The organism is Novosphingobium malaysiense (genome assembly GCF_000802225.1).
Classification (GTDB): domain Bacteria; phylum Pseudomonadota; class Alphaproteobacteria; order Sphingomonadales; family Sphingomonadaceae; genus Novosphingobium; species Novosphingobium malaysiense.
This window is the reverse complement of sequence record NZ_JTDI01000003.1, coordinates 605,632-622,435: the sequence shown is the minus strand read 5'-3', so window position 1 is coordinate 622,435 and position 16,804 is coordinate 605,632. Positions and strand designations below refer to the sequence as shown.

Sequence of the window (16,804 nt, the reverse complement as noted above, 5' to 3'; positions counted from 1 at the left end):
TTTTATGGCGACCAAGGTTGCGATCAACGGTTTCGGACGTATCGGGCGGCTTGTCGCTCGCGCCATTCTCGAACGCCCCGACTGCGGTCTCGAACTGGTTTCGATCAACGACCTTGCCGACACCAAGTCGAACGCGCTTCTCTTCTCCTACGACAGCACCCACGGCCGTTTCCCGGGCACCGTCGAGGCCGGCGAAGGCAAGATGACGGTCAACGGCAAGGACATCATCGTCACCGCCGAGCGTGATCCGGGCAAGCTGCCGCACAAGGATCTGGGCATCGACATCGTGCTCGAGTGCACCGGTTTCTTCCAGTCCAAGGAAGCGTCCGAGCCGCATCTGGCCGCCGGCGCCAAGCGCGTGCTGATCTCGGCCCCGGCCACCGGCGTCGACAACACCGTCGTCTTCGGCGTGAACCATGACTCGCTGACTGCCGACCAGATCGTCGTTTCGAACGCGTCGTGCACCACCAACTGCCTCGCGCCGATCGCCAAGGTCTGCAACGACACCGTCGGCATCGAGCGTGGCTTCATGACCACGATCCACTCGTACACCAACGACCAGCGCATGCTCGACCAGATTCACAAGGACCTGCGCCGCGCCCGTGCCGGTGCCGCCAACATGATCCCGACCACCACCGGCGCCGCCCGCGCGGTCGGTCTCGTCCTGCCCGAACTGAAGGGCAAGCTGGACGGTTCGTCGGTTCGCGTGCCGACCCCGAACGTCAGCCTGGTCGATCTGTGCTTCGTGCCGAAGCGCGACACGACCAAGGAAGAGATCAACGCCGCGCTCAAGGCTGCCTCGGAAGGCGCCATGAAGGGCGTTCTGGCCTACACCGAAGAGCCGCTGGTCTCCTCGGACTTCAACCACTACCCGGCGAGCTCGACTGTCGACAGCCTCGAAACGGCTGTCATGGAAGGCAAATTCGTCCGTGTCGTCTCCTGGTACGACAACGAGTGGGGCTTCTCCAACCGCATGATCGACACTGCGGGCGCGATGGCGAAGTTCCTCTGAAAGTGAACTCGGCGACGGGCACACTCCAGGGCATCGCGCGGCGATCGGAATCGCGCGCTGAAATGGAGGAGCTGCAATCCGTCGCCGTCACTGCCGCCGCGGGAGTCCAGGGGGACTTTCGCGGCGTCGTGCGTCAGGGGGCCGCGAAGCCGCCACGCCGGCAGGTCTCGCTGATCGAGGCCGAAAGCTGGCAGGCTGCGCTGCGCGAACTGGACATTGCCGATGACGAGGCTCTCCCGTGGTTCCTGCGGCGCGCCAACCTGTGCGTTGCAGGCGTGCGCTTGCCACGCGCACCGGGTGCCGTCGTCGCGATCGGCCCATCCTGTCGTATCGAAGTAACCATGGAATGCGATCCGTGCAGCCGCATGGATGAAATCAAACCCGGCCTGATGACCGCGCTCGTTCCCGATTGGCGGGGTGGCGTTCTCGGCCGGGTGCTGGACGATGGCGAGATTGCCGTCGGTGACGAAGTGAGGATCGAGAGATGAGCACGTTCAAGACCCTTGATGATCTGGGTGATGTGACTGGCAAGGTGGCGCTGGTGCGCGTCGACCTCAACCTGCCGATGCAGGACGGTGCAGTCACCGACGACACCCGCATCCGTGCGGCTGTCCCCACCATCAATGACTTGTGCGAAAAGGGCGCCAAGGTCCTGCTGCTGGCCCACTTCGGCCGTCCCAATGGCGAACGGGTCTCGACGATGTCGCTGTCCATGGTGGTCGGCGCAGTCGAGAAGGTTCTCGGCAAGGAAGTGATGTTCGTTCCCGAGATTGCCGGTCCTGTTGTTGAGCAGTCGGTCGGTATCCTGCGTCCCGGCGACGTCGCCATTCTCGAGAACACGCGGTTCTGGAAGGGCGAGGAAAAGAACGACCCCGACCTGATCAAGGCGATTGCCGCCAATGGCGATTTCTACGTCAACGACGCCTTCTCTGCCGCCCACCGCGCCCATGCAACGACCGACGGGCTGGCCAAGGCCCTGCCGGCCTATGCGGGGCGCTCCATGCAGGCCGAACTCGAGGCGCTCGACAAGGCGCTGGGCAATCCGGTGAAGCCGGTGGCGGCCGTCGTCGGCGGCGCCAAGGTTTCCTCAAAGCTCGACGTGCTCAAGCACCTGGTGACGCAGGTCGATCACCTGATCATCGGCGGCGGCATGGCCAACACCTTCCTTGCCGCGAAGGGCGTGGATGTCGGCAAGTCGCTGTGCGAGCACGACCTGACCGGCACGGCCAACGAGATCCTCGCTGCGGCTGACAGTTCTGGTTGCACCGTGCACCTGCCCTACGACGTGGTGGTCTCCAAGGAATTTGCGGCCAATCCGCCGTCGCTGCGGACCTGCAACGTGCATGAAGTCGCGGCCGACGAGATGATCCTCGATGCTGGCCCGGCCGCAGCCGAAGCGCTGGGCGATGTGCTCAAGACCTGCCGCACACTGGTGTGGAACGGTCCGCTCGGCGCCTTCGAAATGGCGCCTTTTGACGCGGCTACCGTAGCGCTCGCGAAGACGGCTGCCGCGCTCACCATAGAGGGCACGCTCACGTCGGTTGCCGGCGGCGGCGATACCGTGGCGGCGCTCAACCATGCCGGTGTGGCCAAGGACTTCACCTACATCTCCACGGCCGGCGGCGCCTTCCTCGAATGGATGGAAGGCAAGGAACTTCCGGGCGTGGCGGCGCTTCTCGTCTAAGCGGCCCGATCTGCGCGCCGCCGGGCGAGAAGGATCAAGGGCATGAGCGAAACCGGGACAGCCACGCACGGCGCGGGCGTTACTACGTCTGCGCCGGCGGTGTCCGGTCGCTATGTCACGCTCGACGGGATGCGCGGGATTGCCGCGCTCGCGGTTGCCCTTTTTCACTTCGACTTCATCCGGGCGCCGCACGGCTACATCGCCGTCGATTTCTTCTTCGCGCTGTCGGGCTTCGTGCTGTGGCAGGCCTACTACGTGCGCTGGAAGGAACGGAGTTACGGCACGATCGCCTTCATGCGGCAGCGCGCGATCCGGCTCTATCCCCTGTTCCTGCTGGGCATGGTCCTGTGCACGATCACGGCGCTGGGCAAGCTGGCGGGCGGGGGATGGAATGCCGGGGCCGCACAGAAGATATTGTACAGCCTGCCCACCAACCTGCTGATGCTTCCGTCGCCGGTCACGCAGGCGCTGTTTCCGATCAACCTGCCGGCTTGGACACTGTTCTTCGAACTGATTGCCAGCCTGCTGATGGTAACGGTCATGTTCCGGCTGCCGCAATGGGGCCTGCTCGTGATTTGCCTGCTCAGCGCCTGGCTGCTCGTCCCGGTTATTCTCGAACGCCATAATGCCAACATCGGTGCGCTGCGGGGGGAATGGCCGACCGCGCTCGCCCGGACAATGTTTTCTTTCTCGCTGGGGACGATGATTGCCCGCCTGCCGCAACCCCACGACCGGCCGGCGGGCTGGATAGGGGGGCTGCTTCTCCTCGTGGCCGCCTACCTGCTTGGTCTTTTCGTGGGCTTTGGGCTTGGCATCAGCATTCCGGTCAAGACCCCCGAGGTGGGCCAGTATGATCTTGCCTGTATCCTGCTGCTGTGGCCGATCCTGCTGGTACTGGGATCGCGTTTCGAGGTTCCGGCGATACTCGTGCCCGCGGCCCGGTTCCTGGGGGACGTGTCATTCGCGCTCTATGCCGTGCACTGGGCGCTGATCGACCCGTTCAAATGGCTTAAGGACGATCTCGGCGTGCCGGCGTTTTTCAGTGCAGTGCTTTATATCGGGACGGCCCTGGTCCTGTCATGGTGCGCGGTAAAGTGGTTCGATGAACCGGTGCGACGGCGGCTTTCCGCCCTTTTTCGTCAGAAACGCAAGCCCGCGTTGTCGGCAAGTTCGGCATGACCAGAGGGGCGGCATAGCCTTTACCGCAGTTGCGAAATACACGGACCAGCGGTAACGATGACACAAAGTTTTTCGACGTTCAGGAGGAGCAAGATGCAGTACACGGATATGGCGGCGAAGATGGCCGAAGGTAACGGCTTTATCGCGGCTCTCGACCAGAGCGGCGGTTCCACGCCGAAGGCGCTCAAGGGTTACGGCATCGAAGACGATGCCTGGTCGACCGAAGAAGAAATGTTCGGCCTGATCCACGAGATGCGCAGCCGCATCATTTCCTCCCCGGCCTTCACCGGCGACAAGGTCATCGGTGCGATCCTGTTCGAGCGCACCATGGACGGCAAGGTCGACGGCGTGCCGACCCCGACGGCGTTGATCAGCAAGGGCGTCGTACCCTTCATCAAGATCGACAAGGGCCTCGAAGACGAAGCCAATGGCGTGCAGCTCATGAAGCCGATGCCGACGCTCGACGCCCTGCTGGAGCGTTCGAAGGCGCTCGGTGTGTTCGGCACCAAGGAACGCTCGGTGATCCACTCTGCCAATGCCGAAGGCATCGCCGCCGTCGTCAAGCAGCAGTTCGAGATCGGCCAGCAGGTGCTCGGCCACGGCATGATGCCGATCATCGAGCCCGAGGTGAACATCAAGAGCGAAACCCGCGCCGAGTGCGACAAGATCCTGCTCGCGGAAATCCTCAAGAACCTCGATGCGCTGCCCGAAGGCCAGCGCGTGATGCTCAAGCTTTCGCTTCCGGTGGTGCCGGGCACGTTCGATCCGCTCGTCTCGCACCCGAAGGTGCTGCGCGTCGTGGCGCTCTCGGGCGGGTACAAGCGCCCCGAGGCCTGCGCCGAACTGGCGAAGAACAAGGGCATTATCGCCAGCTTCAGCCGCGCGCTGCTGGAAGACCTGCGCGCGCCGATGAGCGACGCGGAATTCAATGCTGCGCTTGGCGAGGCGATCGACGATATCTACAAGGGGTCGACCCAGAAGGTTGCGGCTGCCGCAACGGCCTGATCTTCCCGACCTCTTGTTCAAGACGAAAAGGCGGTGCCCCTGCGGGCGCCGCCTTTTCGTCTATGTAGGTGCTATCGCGCTTCTATCCGGACCGGAATGCCCGACATGCGCGGCATGGCCTGCAGCGCTTCGGTGTCCTCATCCAGGCTGACGAGGAGAGATACGGAGGAGCCTCGGTCGCGGAACTCCGTGTCCTCTCCGGCAACCCAGCCGAAGCCATGCGCCATGCTGACAGTTCCGGGCTTGAGCGTTTTGTCCGCGCGCACGACCGACGGTATTCTGCCGTGGCGGGATACCACCCAGCACTCTGTATCCGCGTCGAGCCCGCTCTGGTGCAGGTCATCAGGATGGAGGAATAGCGGGTTGAACGGCATGCGCTTGCGCGCCGTTGGGAAAGTTCGGCACGATGTATTCGAGACCTCGCGCACGCGGCGCGCGATAAGGCGCAACGGGAATTCGCCAGAGCGGACATGGGCCGCTTCGGGGGCACTATTGAGGAAGCCTTCGAGTTCGCTGGCGACATCTTCCGGCATGACGTCCAGTCGGCCCGCATTCTCGCCGGGGCCACGTACGATCACGTCAGGCAGGTCTTCATAAACCTTCCCGCCAACCGCCTCACTACGAAGCTGGTCGAAGGGGACGCGCGCGTTCGCCGACAGGATGCGCAGATAGTCTTCGTCTGTCGGCGCCTGATCCGTTTCCAGTTCGGTGCCGAAGAAGGTGATCGCCTTGCCGAGCCTCTTGGCAATTGCCCACGAGATGTAGCCTTCGTCGGCAAGCTCCGAGTCTTCGGGCGGCGCCGCGACCGCCTCTGTGAATTGCGCATAGGGATAGTCGAGATTGACCATCTCAAGCGCGAAGGTGAAGTCGATGTGTTCGTAGAGGATGCGAGGTGGCAGCACGTAGTGGGCCAAGGCTGTCGTCTCGTTCTCGAACGGCTCGATGGCAACCAGCAGATCGAGCGCGCGAAAGGCTTCGACGACCTTTTCGCTGTCGGGAATGGCGCTGGCGGGATTGGCGCCCGAGATCATCAGACCGCGGATGCGTCCTTTGCCCGGCGTTAGAATCTCTTCGGCCAGCGTCGGCGTCGCCGATTCCCCCATGAGCTGTGCCGCACCGCGTACACGCGTCGGTGGGGTCTTCTCGAAACCGCGTTTCGGATCGATTGCTTCGGCTCTGGGTGGTTTCTTGGCGTTGATGACGCCCGGGTTCGGCAGGATGTCGCCCTCGCGGTTGTACCGCCCGCAAATCGCCCCCAGTGCCTCGTAGAGATGCTCGGTAAGGTTCGGAAAGCGCGACATGCTCGTGCCGGTTCCGGTTGTGACACTGCCGCGCTTTGCCTCGTTGGCAAATATCCGGGCTGCCTTTCCAAGATCCTTCACGTCGATCCCGGCCCGTGCGGCAACCATGTCCGGCGTGAAGGGCGCCACGGCGTCTCGCAACCGGTCGAAATTGCGCAGGTGCTGTTCGCTGAATGCCTTGTCTTCCCACCCATTGGCCAGGACGAGATGGATCATTCCGGCGGCAACGGCGGCATCCTCGCCGGGATAGAGTTGCAGATGCACGTCGGCGTATTGCGTCAACTCGGTCGCGCGCGGATCGACCACGATGATCTTCATGCCCCGCTCGCGGGCTTCCTTCATCTTCTTGGTCGGGTTCTGGACCGGTGTGTGCCACGAATAGACCGAGACGAGCGGATTGGCGCCGGCAAAGAGCCAGACATCGGACTGGGAGAAAGCGTGTTTTCCAGCCTTCCATGTTCCGAAACGGTCATCGCGGACCCATTTGGCCGACTGGTCGATGGTCATCGTGGAAAAGCGCGGGCTGCCAAGCGCGTCGGCCAGCCCGGGAAACATGAACACTGCGATCGTCGAACCGAATGTCCCCGTTCCGCGCATGAAGGCCATGCTTCGGGCGCCGTCCTCGTCAATAATCGTACCGATCTTGGCCGCAATCTCGTCGAGGGCCTGCTCGAGGGGGATCTCGATGTAGGTGTCGCCGACTTTCTTGCGCGGCCTCAGGATGCGGTGCGGGCCATACATGCCTGCGGGTGCGTCCAGGCCCTTGATGCAGGCATAGCCCTGCGTAGCCGGATTGGCGTGGTCGCCTCGAACTTGCGTGACGCGGCCGTGGTCGTCGAGCGTCACATCCATGCCGCAGAAGCCTTGGCACAGGCGACAATAGGATTTGGTCTTGAGAATAGGTATGTCCTCTCCCGCCGGTCTTTATGTGCGACCGTGCGGTCGCCTGCAGCGTTGCGGACAGCGAGCACACGATCATCGCCGCATGTCAATCTTGGCGTCATCGCTGTGCCGTCAGAAACTAGGTTTCGTTGCCGGTGAAGAAAATTCGGCGAGGCTTCGGACGGCTGTCAGGCGTCGGTGTGGCAAGTCGCCTTCAAGTCATTCTGTTTCGGCTGCACGGGAGCTTTCATGGCCATCGAAACCAGAATTGCAGCCTTGTTCGGACAACCGATATCGACGTTATCGCGCTTGCATGGCGGTGATCTCTCGACGGTCTATCGAGTGACCTTGATGGACGGCACGGCCGTGGTCGCCAAGCAAAGCAGTCGGGCGCGGGCGGAAGCCGCAATGTTGCTAGCCATCCGCGCCTCCAGTGCACCCGCGCCCGAAGTACTGGCCATAGAACCCGACCTGATGGTGATTGAGTACGTGGCAACGGGCGGCCGCCTGGCATCAGCTTGGCCAGACCTCGCCCATGTCCTGGATCGACTTCATGGCACGCCCGGCGAGACCTATGGCTGGCCGGAGGATTATGCCTTCGGCGATGTGCAGATCGTCAACACTCCGCATGACGACTGGCCGGAATTCTGGGCCGAACGGCGCCTGCTTTGCCATCTACCGCTTCTGCCCGCAGCACTGGCCCGGCGGATCGAGGTGTTGAGCCGGACGGTGTCGGAGAGATTGCCAGCCAGTCCCGCACCATCCTTGCTCCATGGTGATTTGTGGGGTGGAAACATTCTGGCGTATGGCGACGCGATTTCCGGATTGATCGACCCGGCCTGCTACTATGGCCATCGCGAAGTCGACCTTGCGATGCTGACGCTTTTCGATCATCCGCCCGGATGGTTCTTTGAGATGCTGGACCTCGAACCAGGGTGGCAGGAACGGCAGCCGCTTTACCGCTTATGGCCGTGGCTGGTGCATTTGCGCCTGTTCGGCGGGGGCTATCGCTCTGCGGTGGAGGCTTGCCTTGCAGAACTTGGAGTTTAGATGAACGTCTGCCCGTAGCGCAACGATCAGGGCCTTGGCAGCACGACCAGTTTGTACGGGATGTACAGCATGACCTCTGACGAGCCGGCGCGCGTCCAAAGCACGGGCATGTTCAGACCTTCAATCGTTACCGCGTAATCGGTTCCCATCCTGGCGGCCAGAGCGCGGGCGTCTTCCATCACTTTATCCGCGATCTGCGTACGATATTGATCCGGACCGACTATGGACAAGGAAGGATCGCCGGATTCATCCATCTGTGCTCGGCCGACCTCCGGGACAGCTTCGATGTAGTCTTCTATCCGCTTTTGCGCAGTGGCGCCGGATTCGGCTCCTCCAAGGGGCGCCTTGATCAGAAACGCCAACCTTTGACTGTCCGGCCTGTTGTCATTGGTCAGCGTTACATCGTCGAGGTTCTGCATTGTCAAAGGCGTCAATATGTAGTCCCCGAATGCAAGCTGCACTCCATGCTTCGGGGCCATTTGCACGGCCTTTTGGAGCATTTGGCGAATTTCGGCGCTCCGCTGCTTGGGGTCTCGCGTGTCGCCACGAATTATGACTTCCTGAACCAGAAAATCGGCTGTTCTTCGTAGACCTACAGCAGGCATGTCGCGTTGGTAGTCGTCCTGCTCGACTCGCATCGCAGTCACGACGATTTCCTGAGATAAGAGGTCCTGGGCTGAAGCCGATTGGGCCGTGCACGCGAGAAACAAGGCGATCAATGCGCGCTTCATAATTCCTCCCCAAGTGCTCACAAGTTGCCGTGAGATCACATGCTTATCGTTACGACCGGAAAATTACATTCGCAACTATTGGCGAGTGTGCGACATTTGCATTTGAATGAAGTTTACAGGGTCCGAGCCCCGGCGAACATACCTTCGTTCCGCTAAAACCCGCCCATGAACCGGAACCCGAAACGGTAGCTATCAGACTCGATGGCGCCGTCGTTCCGTGTCGTGACCTTGTCCGGGCGCACTTCGACAAGTTCCAGCGTGCCGTCGGCGACCTGTAACGGTTTGCCCGACGTGATCTCCATCGACTTGCGCCGCAGTCCGCCGTGGACGCTGATCCGCAGGCGGACCTGTCCGGCCCAGATGCAGCGGGCATTCATCGGACAGCGGCTGTCTTCCAGCAGTTCCTTCGGGGTGACCTGCAGGCCGTCGACCGACACCGTCTCGTTGAGCGCTGCAAAGGTCAGTGGGGCGTTCGATACTGGCGGAGGCGGCGCTTTGGGCGGCGGTGTTGATGAAGGGGGCGGAGGAGCAGTCGGAGCCGTTTCGGCCGGGATGACCGTGCAGCCGGCAAGACCGGCCACGACGAGAATGGCAAGTGATGCGCGAATTTTCATGTCCCTTCCTTACCCGGTCGCGCTTGAACGGCTCCGGAATGCCTGGCGCGACAGAGGCGCTTCCAACCGGCCCGATTGCGCACTAAAGCGCGGCCATGACCGATGAGACCGCCGATACCGAAATAGCGCGCGAACCGACTGCGCTCTACCTGATTTCTCCGCTCGACGTGGGCGGCGACTTTCCGCAGCGGCTTGCCCGCGCGCTGGACGCCGGGCCGGTTGCGGCCTTCCAGTTTCGCGTCAAGGACATGGACCAGCACCAAGCGGCACGTCTGGCCGAGCCGCTGCAGGTCATTTGCGCCGAGCGTGAGGTCGCCTTCATCGTCAACGATTCGATCAGTCTGGCCAAGCGCCTCGGTGCGGATGGCGTACACCTGGGTCAGGAAGACGGCACTGTGGAGGAAGCGCGCAAGGCGCTGGGCCGCGATGCGCAGATCGGCGTGACCTGTCACAACAGCCGCCACCTTGCCATGGATGCGGGCGAGGCCGGGGCTGACTATGTGGCGTTCGGCGCCTTCTTCCCGACGACGACCAAGGAAGTGAAGTACACCGCCGGGCTCGACCTGCTCGAATGGTGGCAGGCGCTGTTCGAGATCCCCTGCGTTGCCATCGGCGGCATCACGCCGGATAACTGCGCGGAGCTGGTGAAGGCGGGCGCGGACTTCCTCGCCGTAAGCGGTGCTGTTTGGAACGGAGATGAGGCCGAAGCGGTCAAGGCGTTCCATGCGGCCATGGAAGCTGCGCTTTAGCTCTCTGCCAGCAGCTTTCGAGCTGCGCTGACAACCGACGCAAGGCGATCGGCGGGTCCGATGCCCGCGTGGGCCTTTGCCGTTTCGGGGACTTCCAGACCAATCGTTATTTCCGGGGGAAGCGCCTTAATGAAGTCTGCCAGCGGCAGATCGCCCGTGCCGGGCGCAAGACGCTCCTCGCGCGCTTCCAGGCCATAGTCGGCAGTCCTGGGCGGCATCGGCACGTCACAGATCTGGACATGGCCGATCTTCGCCGGATCGGCTGCGGCAAGCTCCGTAAGGGTGCTGCCGCCCCGGAAGAAGTGCATGGCATCGACCAGCACTTGTGCTTTGTCGGCACCACAGGCGTCGACGTAGGCGAGCGCCTCGGCGAACGAGGCGGGCGGCATCAGCGGCAGGAATTCCACCGTCGCGCGCAGACCGCGTTCTCCCGCCATCCTGGCGAAGGTACCGAAAGTCTCCGGCGACGCGGCCATGCTCACGGCATTGACCACAGGCGCGCCCAGGTCAGCGAAGAGATTGAGCATGGGCGCGAACGTGGTCAGGTCCATGTCGTCGCGAACGAGGAAGCCTTCGCCAAGAGCGATGCGGACGCCTGTGTCCGCGAGGGCGGCCTTGGTCTCGCGTACGAGAGCCTTGTCTTCCAGCAGGTTCCATACCGGGTAGCCATGCGGATTGGCGGTGATCGGTTGCGGGGCGAGGCTGATGGCGGAAACGCCGAGGTCCGCGGTGAGACGCACGAACTCCGTTGGCGGCATGCCGAGCACGCAGATGAATTCGATGGCGAGCCTGTCTGGCGTGGTTCGCATGAAGACGACCTAGGTTTCCTCGGGTGTGTCGGCGGGCGGGAGAAAGACCGGGTAGGGGCCTAGTCGCGTCACCAGCAGGGTGGCGATCAGGGAAAGGGCAAGGCCGATCATGAGGAACAGGCCATAGCTGCCGTTCGCATCGCGAATGTGACCGGCGAGGATCGGCCCGATGCCCGAGCCGAGGCCCATGCCGCTCGAGGCGATGCCGTAGACCTTGCCGAAGTGCCGCACGCCGGCATAGCGGGTGATGAGGTAGGTCCCGATGGTCACACAGGCGCTGCTGCTCAGCCCGGCCAGAACGACGCCGAGCGTCAGGCCGCCCTGAGAACCGGTGGCTTGCAGCAACACGATCAGCGCCAGCGACTGAAGCACGAAGCAGCCGAAGGGCAAGAGCGCGCTCGATGTGCGGTCGGCGAGGAAGCCCGTGACGATCTGTCCGGCCAGCGCAGAAACGCCGATCAAGGCAATGATCCCTGCTGCGGACGAGCGGGCGACTCCGGAATCGGTCAGGAACGGGAAGAGGTGCATCGAAAGGCCGCTCATCACTAGGCTGTAGAGCGTCATCGCCAGAATGATGCGCCAGACGGGCACGCTGCGGATGGCCTCGCTGAAGGTCAGGCCGAATTCGGCAGGCTTTTCGTCCGCCCCCGCGCCATCGGCTGCCTTCGACGCGTACCTGCGCTCGCGGAAAAGAAACAGCGCGGCGAGAAAGGCAATGCCGGGCCAGCCGATGCCGATGGCGGCGAAGGCCGTGCGCCAGTCGAACGCCGCGATGAGCTTCTGGGTGAGTACGGGGGCGGCGGTCTGGGTGAAGGACAGGCCGAGCATGACAACGGCCAGCGCAAGACCGCGACTGACGTGGAAGCTCGCAGAAAGCGCGCGGTTCCACACGGTCGTGCGGATCAACAGCTGCGAGAACGAGTAGGCGACCCAACAGGCGATGTAGAGCGCGAACCAGCCGGTCATCAGCGAGAAAGCGGCGAACGCGAGGCCGTTGAGCACCAGTCCGGGAAGCACCAGGCGGCGCGAGCCGAAGCGGTCGGCGAGCGCCCCGGCAAAAGGGGCGAGGGGAGTCGTGATGAGCGCGAAGACGGTCATGCCGAGCGAGATTTCCGCCCGCGTCCAACCGAAGGCGTTCTCCAGCGGCTCCATATAGATGCCCAGCGTCACCGCCGGCACCGCGATGACCGACATGCCGAGGAAGCTCGACAGGGCGAGGCCCCAGTTGGCGCGCCATTCGCCCGCGGCGGATCCCGGCACCGGTGCCGTTCTGTCGGTCATGCTCTCTCCCCAATGGCGGGGCCGCCACGTGTCTCCGCCGCTGGCCCCGGTTTGACGGTTGGTCCTTTAGTCGTTTTCGGCGCGCGCGAACTTCGGATAGGGGCCCAGACCCACGAAAAGCATCGCGCACAGCAGCATGACCGGCGCGGCGATCATTTCGAGTGCGTCGTAGCTGCCGGTCACGTCATGCACGGCCCCGGCGAACAACGGGCCGACCGCGGTGCCGGCCATCATCATCGAACTGATGGTGCCGAAAATCGCCCCGAAATTCCGCAAGCCCGCATACCGCGAAATGAGATAGGTTGAAATCTGAAGCCCGGCACCGGAAGCAAAGCCTATGCACATGGCGCCGATCAGCAGCGGCGTCGGGCCTCCAATCAGCCCGATCAGCAAAAAATGCCCGAAGGCGCCGATGGCAAAGCCGGTGAACGGAATAAGGCTGCCCTGCACCCTGTCCAGCAGCCAGCCCACGCCGAGCTTGCCGACCAGGCCGGCCAGGCCAGCCGTCGCGGCGATCTCGACCGCAGAGTCCATCGAAATTCCGCTTTCGGATACGATCCGCACGAGGTGGACCGACACACCGGAACCGACCATCGACATCAGCAGGTTGGCAACGGCGATGCGGATGACGCGGCTGTCGCGTGTCGCTTCCTTGATGGTGAGGCCCGGCAGGACAATAGCCGGCCTTGCCGCGGCATTGCTTGCCTGCCGGGCCTTGCGGGCATGAGCGTCGTAGTAGAACGGAATGAGCAGAATGAGCGCCAGCCCGGCCCAGCCGAGGCCAAGCCAGATATAGGCCTCTCGCCAGCCGAAGCTCTTGATCAGGGCGTTGGCAGCGAGCGGCGCGAGTGTCTGTCCGATGGCCGATCCGCTCAGCACCACGGCAAGCGCAAGGCTGCGCGCGTGGGTGAAGATGCTGGAAATGCCTGCGCTCCAGACCGTCGATTTGATGGCGAGCGCGAAGACGCCGTAGACCACGTAGAGCGCGATCCACTGCGTCATCGATCCATTGAGGAAGCTGAAGGAGGCGAAGGCGAGTCCGGCCAGCACCATGCCGGTTATCGCCAGTTTGCGCGTGCCGAACCGGTCCAGCGCCATGCCCACGAAAGGGCCGCCGAGCATGGAGATGCCGGCAAAAACCGTCAGCCCGGAAGACAGGGCCGTGCGGCTCCACCCGAATTCCGCCTCCAGCGGCCCGATGAAGGTGCTCAGCGAATAGGTGATGACCGTGTAGAACGACATCCCGACCATTGCGGCGAGGACAGTGGGCCAATACCTGCGCCATTCCTCGCGCGCAGTAGCGGGTTCGTTCATGTGGCAGCCCCCTCCCAAGACTTTCAGCGGGTCAGAAGTCGATCTTGGAGATCACCTCTTCACCGAACTGGCGGGCGAGGTCGCAGTATTCGGCCCGGGTATCGGCATAGACCGTCGCCCCGGAAGCATCGATGCCGATCGACTTGAGATGCGCGAAGTGATCCAGCGCTTCCTGTGCGCTCCAGCCCTTCTTCACCGAGTAGGTCGAGGATGCGATCACCTTGGGGGGGACTTCGCGGCCGACCTTGGCGCAGTGATCCTGCATGTAGGCAATCGCGCCCTTCACGTCCTCGTCGTCCTCCATGCTGGCGGTGCGGGCCGTGTCGGTGATCATCTTGGGCACGAAGAAGGGGTGCCAAGCATCGCCCAGTTCCACCGTTCGGCGCAGCGCCCGCTTGGAATTGCCGCCGACCAGCAGCGGCGGATGGGGCTTCTGTGCCGGGGTCGGGCGCACCCGGTTGCCGAGCGCGGTGTAGCCGGTGCCTTCGAAGGTGAAGTCCTCGCCGGTCCAGGCCAGCTTCATTGCCTTGATGTATTCGTCCATCAGGTCGTTGCGCGTATCGAAGTCGACGCCCAGCGCCTTGTACTCGGCCTTCAGGTAGCCCGCGCCCATGCCCAGGATCACGCGGCCATTGGTGAAGTGGTCGAGCGAGGAGACGGCACGCGCGGTGATGAACGGGTTGCGATAGGGCAGGACGATGATGTTGGTCTGCAGCCGCAGCTTCGTCGTTACCGCACCCAGCATCGAGAGCATCACGAAAGGATCCTGCGCGTAGTGGCCGCCGTTATCGAGCCAGCGCGCGGAAGGGACCGGGTGATCGGTTACCGAACCGGCGTAGAAACCGGCGTCCTCGACGGCGCGGGCGATCTCGTGGAGCGCCTGCATGGAGACGAATTCTTCGGCCTGATGGACATGGTCGAAGGGCAGGCTGGTACTGAGTGTGAAAGTCATGGTTCTGCTCTGTCTTGATCCGGGGGAAGTCAGTCGATCACTTCGGGGGGAAGGATCCAGGTTTCATTGCGATCGCGCACCCAGCCGCTGGAAGCCCAGGAGCCGCCATCGACCGGAATAATCGTGCCGTTGACATAGCTGGCCATCGGGGAGGCGAGGAACACGGCGACACGGCCGCATTCCTCGTCGATCCCGGCACGGCCGGCGGGGATGCGGCGGCGCACGGAATCGATCTGCGCTTCGGTAGGCTGGTACCACGTGCTTTCGTCGACCGGGCCCGTCCATTGCCCGCGTGTGCCGGGGGTGACGGTGTAGTCGGGAGCGATCGTGTTCACGCGGATACCGTATTCGCCGAATTCGAGTGCCAGCGTGCGGGTCATGTTGTTGATGCCCGCCTTGCACGCTGCATAGACGGCGTAACCTGGCGCGGCGCGTGACCCCTCGATGCTCGTCACATTGATGATCGAGCCGCCGCGGCCACCCTCGATCATCACCGGCACCGCGGCTTGCGTCGCGACGATATTGCTGACGAGGTTGATGTCGATGTGGCGGCGCCAGTTCTTTTCCTTGAGATCGAGGAAGTTGCGACGGGTCACTCCGCCTGCGTTGTTCACGAGAATGTCGAGCCGACCGAATGTGTCCGCTGCGGTTGCGACGGCATTCTGCAGGACTTCCACGTCCATCACATTGCCGGGAATGCACAGGGCCTTGCGCCCGCGCGCCTCAACCATCTCTTTCACCTGATCGCAGCGCTCGGGGATCGCCTCGATAATGGCGATGTCTGCCCCCATGTCGGCCATGCACAGCGCGGTCGCGCGACCGATGCCGCCACCACCGCCGGTCACGAAGGCCACCTGGCCCGTCAGGTCGATATCGCTTGCCTGCAAATGCTCTCTCCACCGTTTCGTGCCGTTTTCGGCTTCGTTTGCAGCATGGGCTGCTAGCGTTCGATTGTATACACCTGTCCAGCATCAACCAGATCGGAAGGCTCGTCTATATCTTTCTCCAGCCCCGCGCTGAGGATCGTCTCCACGTTCAGGCCCAGTCTTTCCGCTTCTTCGCGGTGATGCGCCGCGCTGTCGGTGCCGTAGTAGAAGCGAAAGCCTGCCGCCTCGGGCAAGGGCAGGGACAGGGCGTTCGTACCCGTTCCATGCCTGTCCGGAGCAATGGCTACCGCTTTTGCCGGGGCTTCGGCCAACAGATCGAGATCGAGCGAGGTCACACAGGGCAAGTCTGCAGCAATCACGATCAACCGGTCGGGCCGCTCCTTAGCGCATGCGATCTCGCCCAGCGCGTTTTCGAGCGCGTCGTTCAGACCGTAGCCACGATCGCCGATCAGCGGGATGTCCGCATCCAATCCATGACGCGAGGGGCCGACAAGTATCGTGCGTGCCAGCTTTGTAGCCTTACCGGCAGCGTTCACGACATGGTGCAACATCGCATCGACGAGCGCGTCCCGCTCCGGCTCGGACAGTTTGTCGGCAAGGCGGGACTTGCCCTGACCGCTAGCCTTGATCGGGATCAGGGCCCAGATGGTCGGCGCGCCGCTCATGGAATGGCGGGTGCTTCCGTCAGGTTGGTGAACCGGATGCCGGCGCCGTCGGCCTTGTAGGTCTTGTTCATGTAGATGAGGATCGACGTCAGTGCCTCGGCCGCTGCCGAATTGCCGAGCGAGCCGCCGGAAAGCCCTCGCAGTCCCATGCCAGGGCAAAGGTCGACCACCGCCTTGCGCGCTTCGATGTCGTCACTGAATACCAGTACGTCGCACTCGATAGCATGATCGCTGTCGAGGTGATGGGCCGAGACATTGTGGAACGCCGTGACCAGCTTCACATCAGGCCCCAGATGCGCGCGGGCCTGCATCGCCGCACTGCCTTCGGCGGGGAGTTGCACGCGCATGACCTTGGGCGGGACGAGCGGCACGGTCGTATCGACCACAATAGCATCGCCCACCTTGTCCCTGATAAGCGCCAGCGTATCGCCCTGCGAGGAATGGGGAACGGTCACGATCACCACATCCTTGTCGCTGGCCGCGTCGGCATTGGCCGCATATCCGGCGGCGCCCAGCTCCTCGGCCGTGGCCTGCGCCTTTTCCGCCGAACGTGAGCCGATCGTCACGTCGTGGCCGGCCTTTACGAGACGGCGGGCAATGCCCTTGCCCAGCGCGCCGGTTCCGCCGATGACCGCTATCGATGCCATTTGATCTTCTCTCCTGCGAATTCTTTTTCGTTACGGTTGTCG

At 63.2% G+C, this 16,804-nt stretch carries 17 protein-coding genes; 7 read left to right on the top strand and 10 right to left on the bottom strand.

Translation table 11 applies throughout. The features are described 5' to 3' along the window. Positions 1–4: 4 nt before the first annotated feature. From gap to LK12_RS10880, 5 genes are all read left to right on the top strand, one after another. On the top strand, positions 5–1,012 hold the full coding sequence (gap, locus tag LK12_RS10900) for a type I glyceraldehyde-3-phosphate dehydrogenase (RefSeq protein ID WP_039283375.1): 1,008 nt from the start codon (positions 5–7) through the stop codon (positions 1,010–1,012). A 62-nt stretch (positions 1,013–1,074) separates the two neighbouring features. Beyond that, positions 1,075–1,500, top strand: coding sequence for an MOSC domain-containing protein (locus tag LK12_RS10895; protein ID WP_052223418.1), 426 nt, complete (start codon positions 1,075–1,077; stop codon positions 1,498–1,500). Continuing rightward, positions 1,497–2,696, top strand: a complete 1,200-nt coding sequence (locus tag LK12_RS10890; protein ID WP_039283370.1) for a phosphoglycerate kinase — start codon at positions 1,497–1,499, stop codon at positions 2,694–2,696. Before LK12_RS10895 ends, LK12_RS10890 begins: the two co-directional genes overlap by 4 nt. A gap of 42 nt (positions 2,697–2,738) precedes the next feature. Beyond that, positions 2,739–3,875, top strand: coding sequence for an acyltransferase family protein (locus tag LK12_RS10885; protein WP_052223327.1), 1,137 nt, complete (start codon positions 2,739–2,741; stop codon positions 3,873–3,875). A gap of 93 nt (positions 3,876–3,968) precedes the next feature. Then, the gene (locus tag LK12_RS10880) at positions 3,969–4,880 is read left to right on the top strand and encodes a fructose bisphosphate aldolase (protein ID WP_039283369.1); all 912 of its coding nucleotides are present in this window, start codon (positions 3,969–3,971) and stop codon (positions 4,878–4,880) included. Positions 4,881–4,951: 71 nt separating this feature from the next. Here LK12_RS10880 and LK12_RS10875 read toward each other — a convergent pair whose 3' ends face one another. Then, on the bottom strand, positions 4,952–7,081 hold the full coding sequence (locus LK12_RS10875; protein WP_269430666.1) for a molybdopterin-containing oxidoreductase family protein: 2,130 nt from the start codon (positions 7,079–7,081) through the stop codon (positions 4,952–4,954). A gap of 231 nt (positions 7,082–7,312) precedes the next feature. On the opposite strand from LK12_RS10875, the gene LK12_RS10870 reads away from it, so the two are divergent. Continuing rightward, positions 7,313–8,113, top strand: coding sequence for a fructosamine kinase family protein (locus tag LK12_RS10870; protein ID WP_039285151.1), 801 nt, complete (start codon positions 7,313–7,315; stop codon positions 8,111–8,113). A gap of 26 nt (positions 8,114–8,139) precedes the next feature. On the opposite strand, the gene LK12_RS10865 is transcribed toward LK12_RS10870, so the two are convergent. Beyond that, entirely contained in the window at positions 8,140–8,844 is a 705-nt protein-coding gene (locus tag LK12_RS10865; RefSeq protein WP_039283363.1) for a hypothetical protein, read from the bottom strand. Between the two features lie 152 nt (positions 8,845–8,996). Continuing rightward, on the bottom strand, positions 8,997–9,458 hold the full coding sequence (locus LK12_RS10860) for a hypothetical protein (protein WP_039283360.1): 462 nt from the start codon (positions 9,456–9,458) through the stop codon (positions 8,997–8,999). Between the two features lie 95 nt (positions 9,459–9,553). Between LK12_RS10860 and thiE the strand changes: the two genes are divergently transcribed. Beyond that, positions 9,554–10,207 (top strand): thiamine phosphate synthase, encoded by a 654-nt coding sequence (gene thiE, locus LK12_RS10855; RefSeq protein ID WP_039283357.1) that lies wholly within the window; start codon positions 9,554–9,556, stop codon positions 10,205–10,207. On the opposite strand, the gene LK12_RS10850 is transcribed toward thiE, so the two are convergent. The 7 genes from LK12_RS10850 to npdG all read right to left on the bottom strand — a co-directional run bounded on the left by LK12_RS10850 (position 10,204) and on the right by npdG (position 16,762). Continuing rightward, positions 10,204–11,016, bottom strand: a complete 813-nt coding sequence (locus tag LK12_RS10850) for a sugar phosphate isomerase/epimerase family protein (protein WP_039283355.1) — start codon at positions 11,014–11,016, stop codon at positions 10,204–10,206. The genes thiE and LK12_RS10850 overlap by 4 nt on opposite strands. Before the next feature lie 9 nt (positions 11,017–11,025). Next, entirely contained in the window at positions 11,026–12,297 is a 1,272-nt protein-coding gene (locus LK12_RS10845) for an MFS transporter (protein WP_039283352.1), read from the bottom strand. A gap of 66 nt (positions 12,298–12,363) precedes the next feature. Continuing rightward, positions 12,364–13,611, bottom strand: a complete 1,248-nt coding sequence (locus tag LK12_RS10840) for an MFS transporter (RefSeq protein WP_039283350.1) — start codon at positions 13,609–13,611, stop codon at positions 12,364–12,366. A gap of 31 nt (positions 13,612–13,642) precedes the next feature. Then, positions 13,643–14,563: an LLM class F420-dependent oxidoreductase gene (locus LK12_RS10835; RefSeq protein ID WP_039283348.1), complete on the bottom strand. Its 921-nt coding sequence runs from the start codon at positions 14,561–14,563 to the stop codon at positions 13,643–13,645. Positions 14,564–14,592: 29 nt separating this feature from the next. Beyond that, the gene (locus LK12_RS10830) at positions 14,593–15,450 is read right to left on the bottom strand and encodes an SDR family NAD(P)-dependent oxidoreductase (RefSeq protein ID WP_039283345.1); all 858 of its coding nucleotides are present in this window, start codon (positions 15,448–15,450) and stop codon (positions 14,593–14,595) included. A 53-nt stretch (positions 15,451–15,503) separates the two neighbouring features. Then, a complete protein-coding gene (cofC, locus tag LK12_RS10825) occupies positions 15,504–16,115 on the bottom strand; it encodes a 2-phospho-L-lactate guanylyltransferase (protein ID WP_039283343.1) in 612 nt (203 codons plus the stop codon). Further along, a complete protein-coding gene (gene npdG, locus LK12_RS10820; RefSeq protein WP_039283341.1) occupies positions 16,112–16,762 on the bottom strand; it encodes an NADPH-dependent F420 reductase in 651 nt (216 codons plus the stop codon). Before npdG ends, cofC begins: the two co-directional genes overlap by 4 nt. Between the last annotated feature and the right edge of the window lie 42 nt (positions 16,763–16,804).

Coding starts and splice junctions, on each gene's coding strand:
- LK12_RS10865 (WP_039283363.1), bottom strand. CDS start 8,844: ATGAAGCGCGCATTGATCGCCTTGTTTCTCGCGTGCACGGCCCAATCG.
- LK12_RS10895 (WP_052223418.1), top strand. CDS start 1,075: ATGGAGGAGCTGCAATCCGTCGCCGTCACTGCCGCCGCGGGAGTCCAG.
- LK12_RS10880 (WP_039283369.1), top strand. CDS start 3,969: ATGCAGTACACGGATATGGCGGCGAAGATGGCCGAAGGTAACGGCTTT.
- npdG (WP_039283341.1), bottom strand. CDS start 16,762: ATGGCATCGATAGCGGTCATCGGCGGAACCGGCGCGCTGGGCAAGGGC.
- LK12_RS10885 (WP_052223327.1), top strand. CDS start 2,739: ATGAGCGAAACCGGGACAGCCACGCACGGCGCGGGCGTTACTACGTCT.
- LK12_RS10845 (WP_039283352.1), bottom strand. CDS start 12,297: ATGACCGACAGAACGGCACCGGTGCCGGGATCCGCCGCGGGCGAATGG.
- LK12_RS10860 (WP_039283360.1), bottom strand. CDS start 9,458: ATGAAAATTCGCGCATCACTTGCCATTCTCGTCGTGGCCGGTCTTGCC.
- gap (WP_039283375.1), top strand. CDS start 5: ATGGCGACCAAGGTTGCGATCAACGGTTTCGGACGTATCGGGCGGCTT.
- LK12_RS10840 (WP_039283350.1), bottom strand. CDS start 13,611: ATGAACGAACCCGCTACTGCGCGCGAGGAATGGCGCAGGTATTGGCCC.
- LK12_RS10890 (WP_039283370.1), top strand. CDS start 1,497: ATGAGCACGTTCAAGACCCTTGATGATCTGGGTGATGTGACTGGCAAG.
- thiE (WP_039283357.1), top strand. CDS start 9,554: ATGACCGATGAGACCGCCGATACCGAAATAGCGCGCGAACCGACTGCG.
- LK12_RS10835 (WP_039283348.1), bottom strand. CDS start 14,563: ATGACTTTCACACTCAGTACCAGCCTGCCCTTCGACCATGTCCATCAG.
- LK12_RS10870 (WP_039285151.1), top strand. CDS start 7,313: ATGGCCATCGAAACCAGAATTGCAGCCTTGTTCGGACAACCGATATCG.
- cofC (WP_039283343.1), bottom strand. CDS start 16,115: ATGAGCGGCGCGCCGACCATCTGGGCCCTGATCCCGATCAAGGCTAGC.
- LK12_RS10850 (WP_039283355.1), bottom strand. CDS start 11,016: ATGCGAACCACGCCAGACAGGCTCGCCATCGAATTCATCTGCGTGCTC.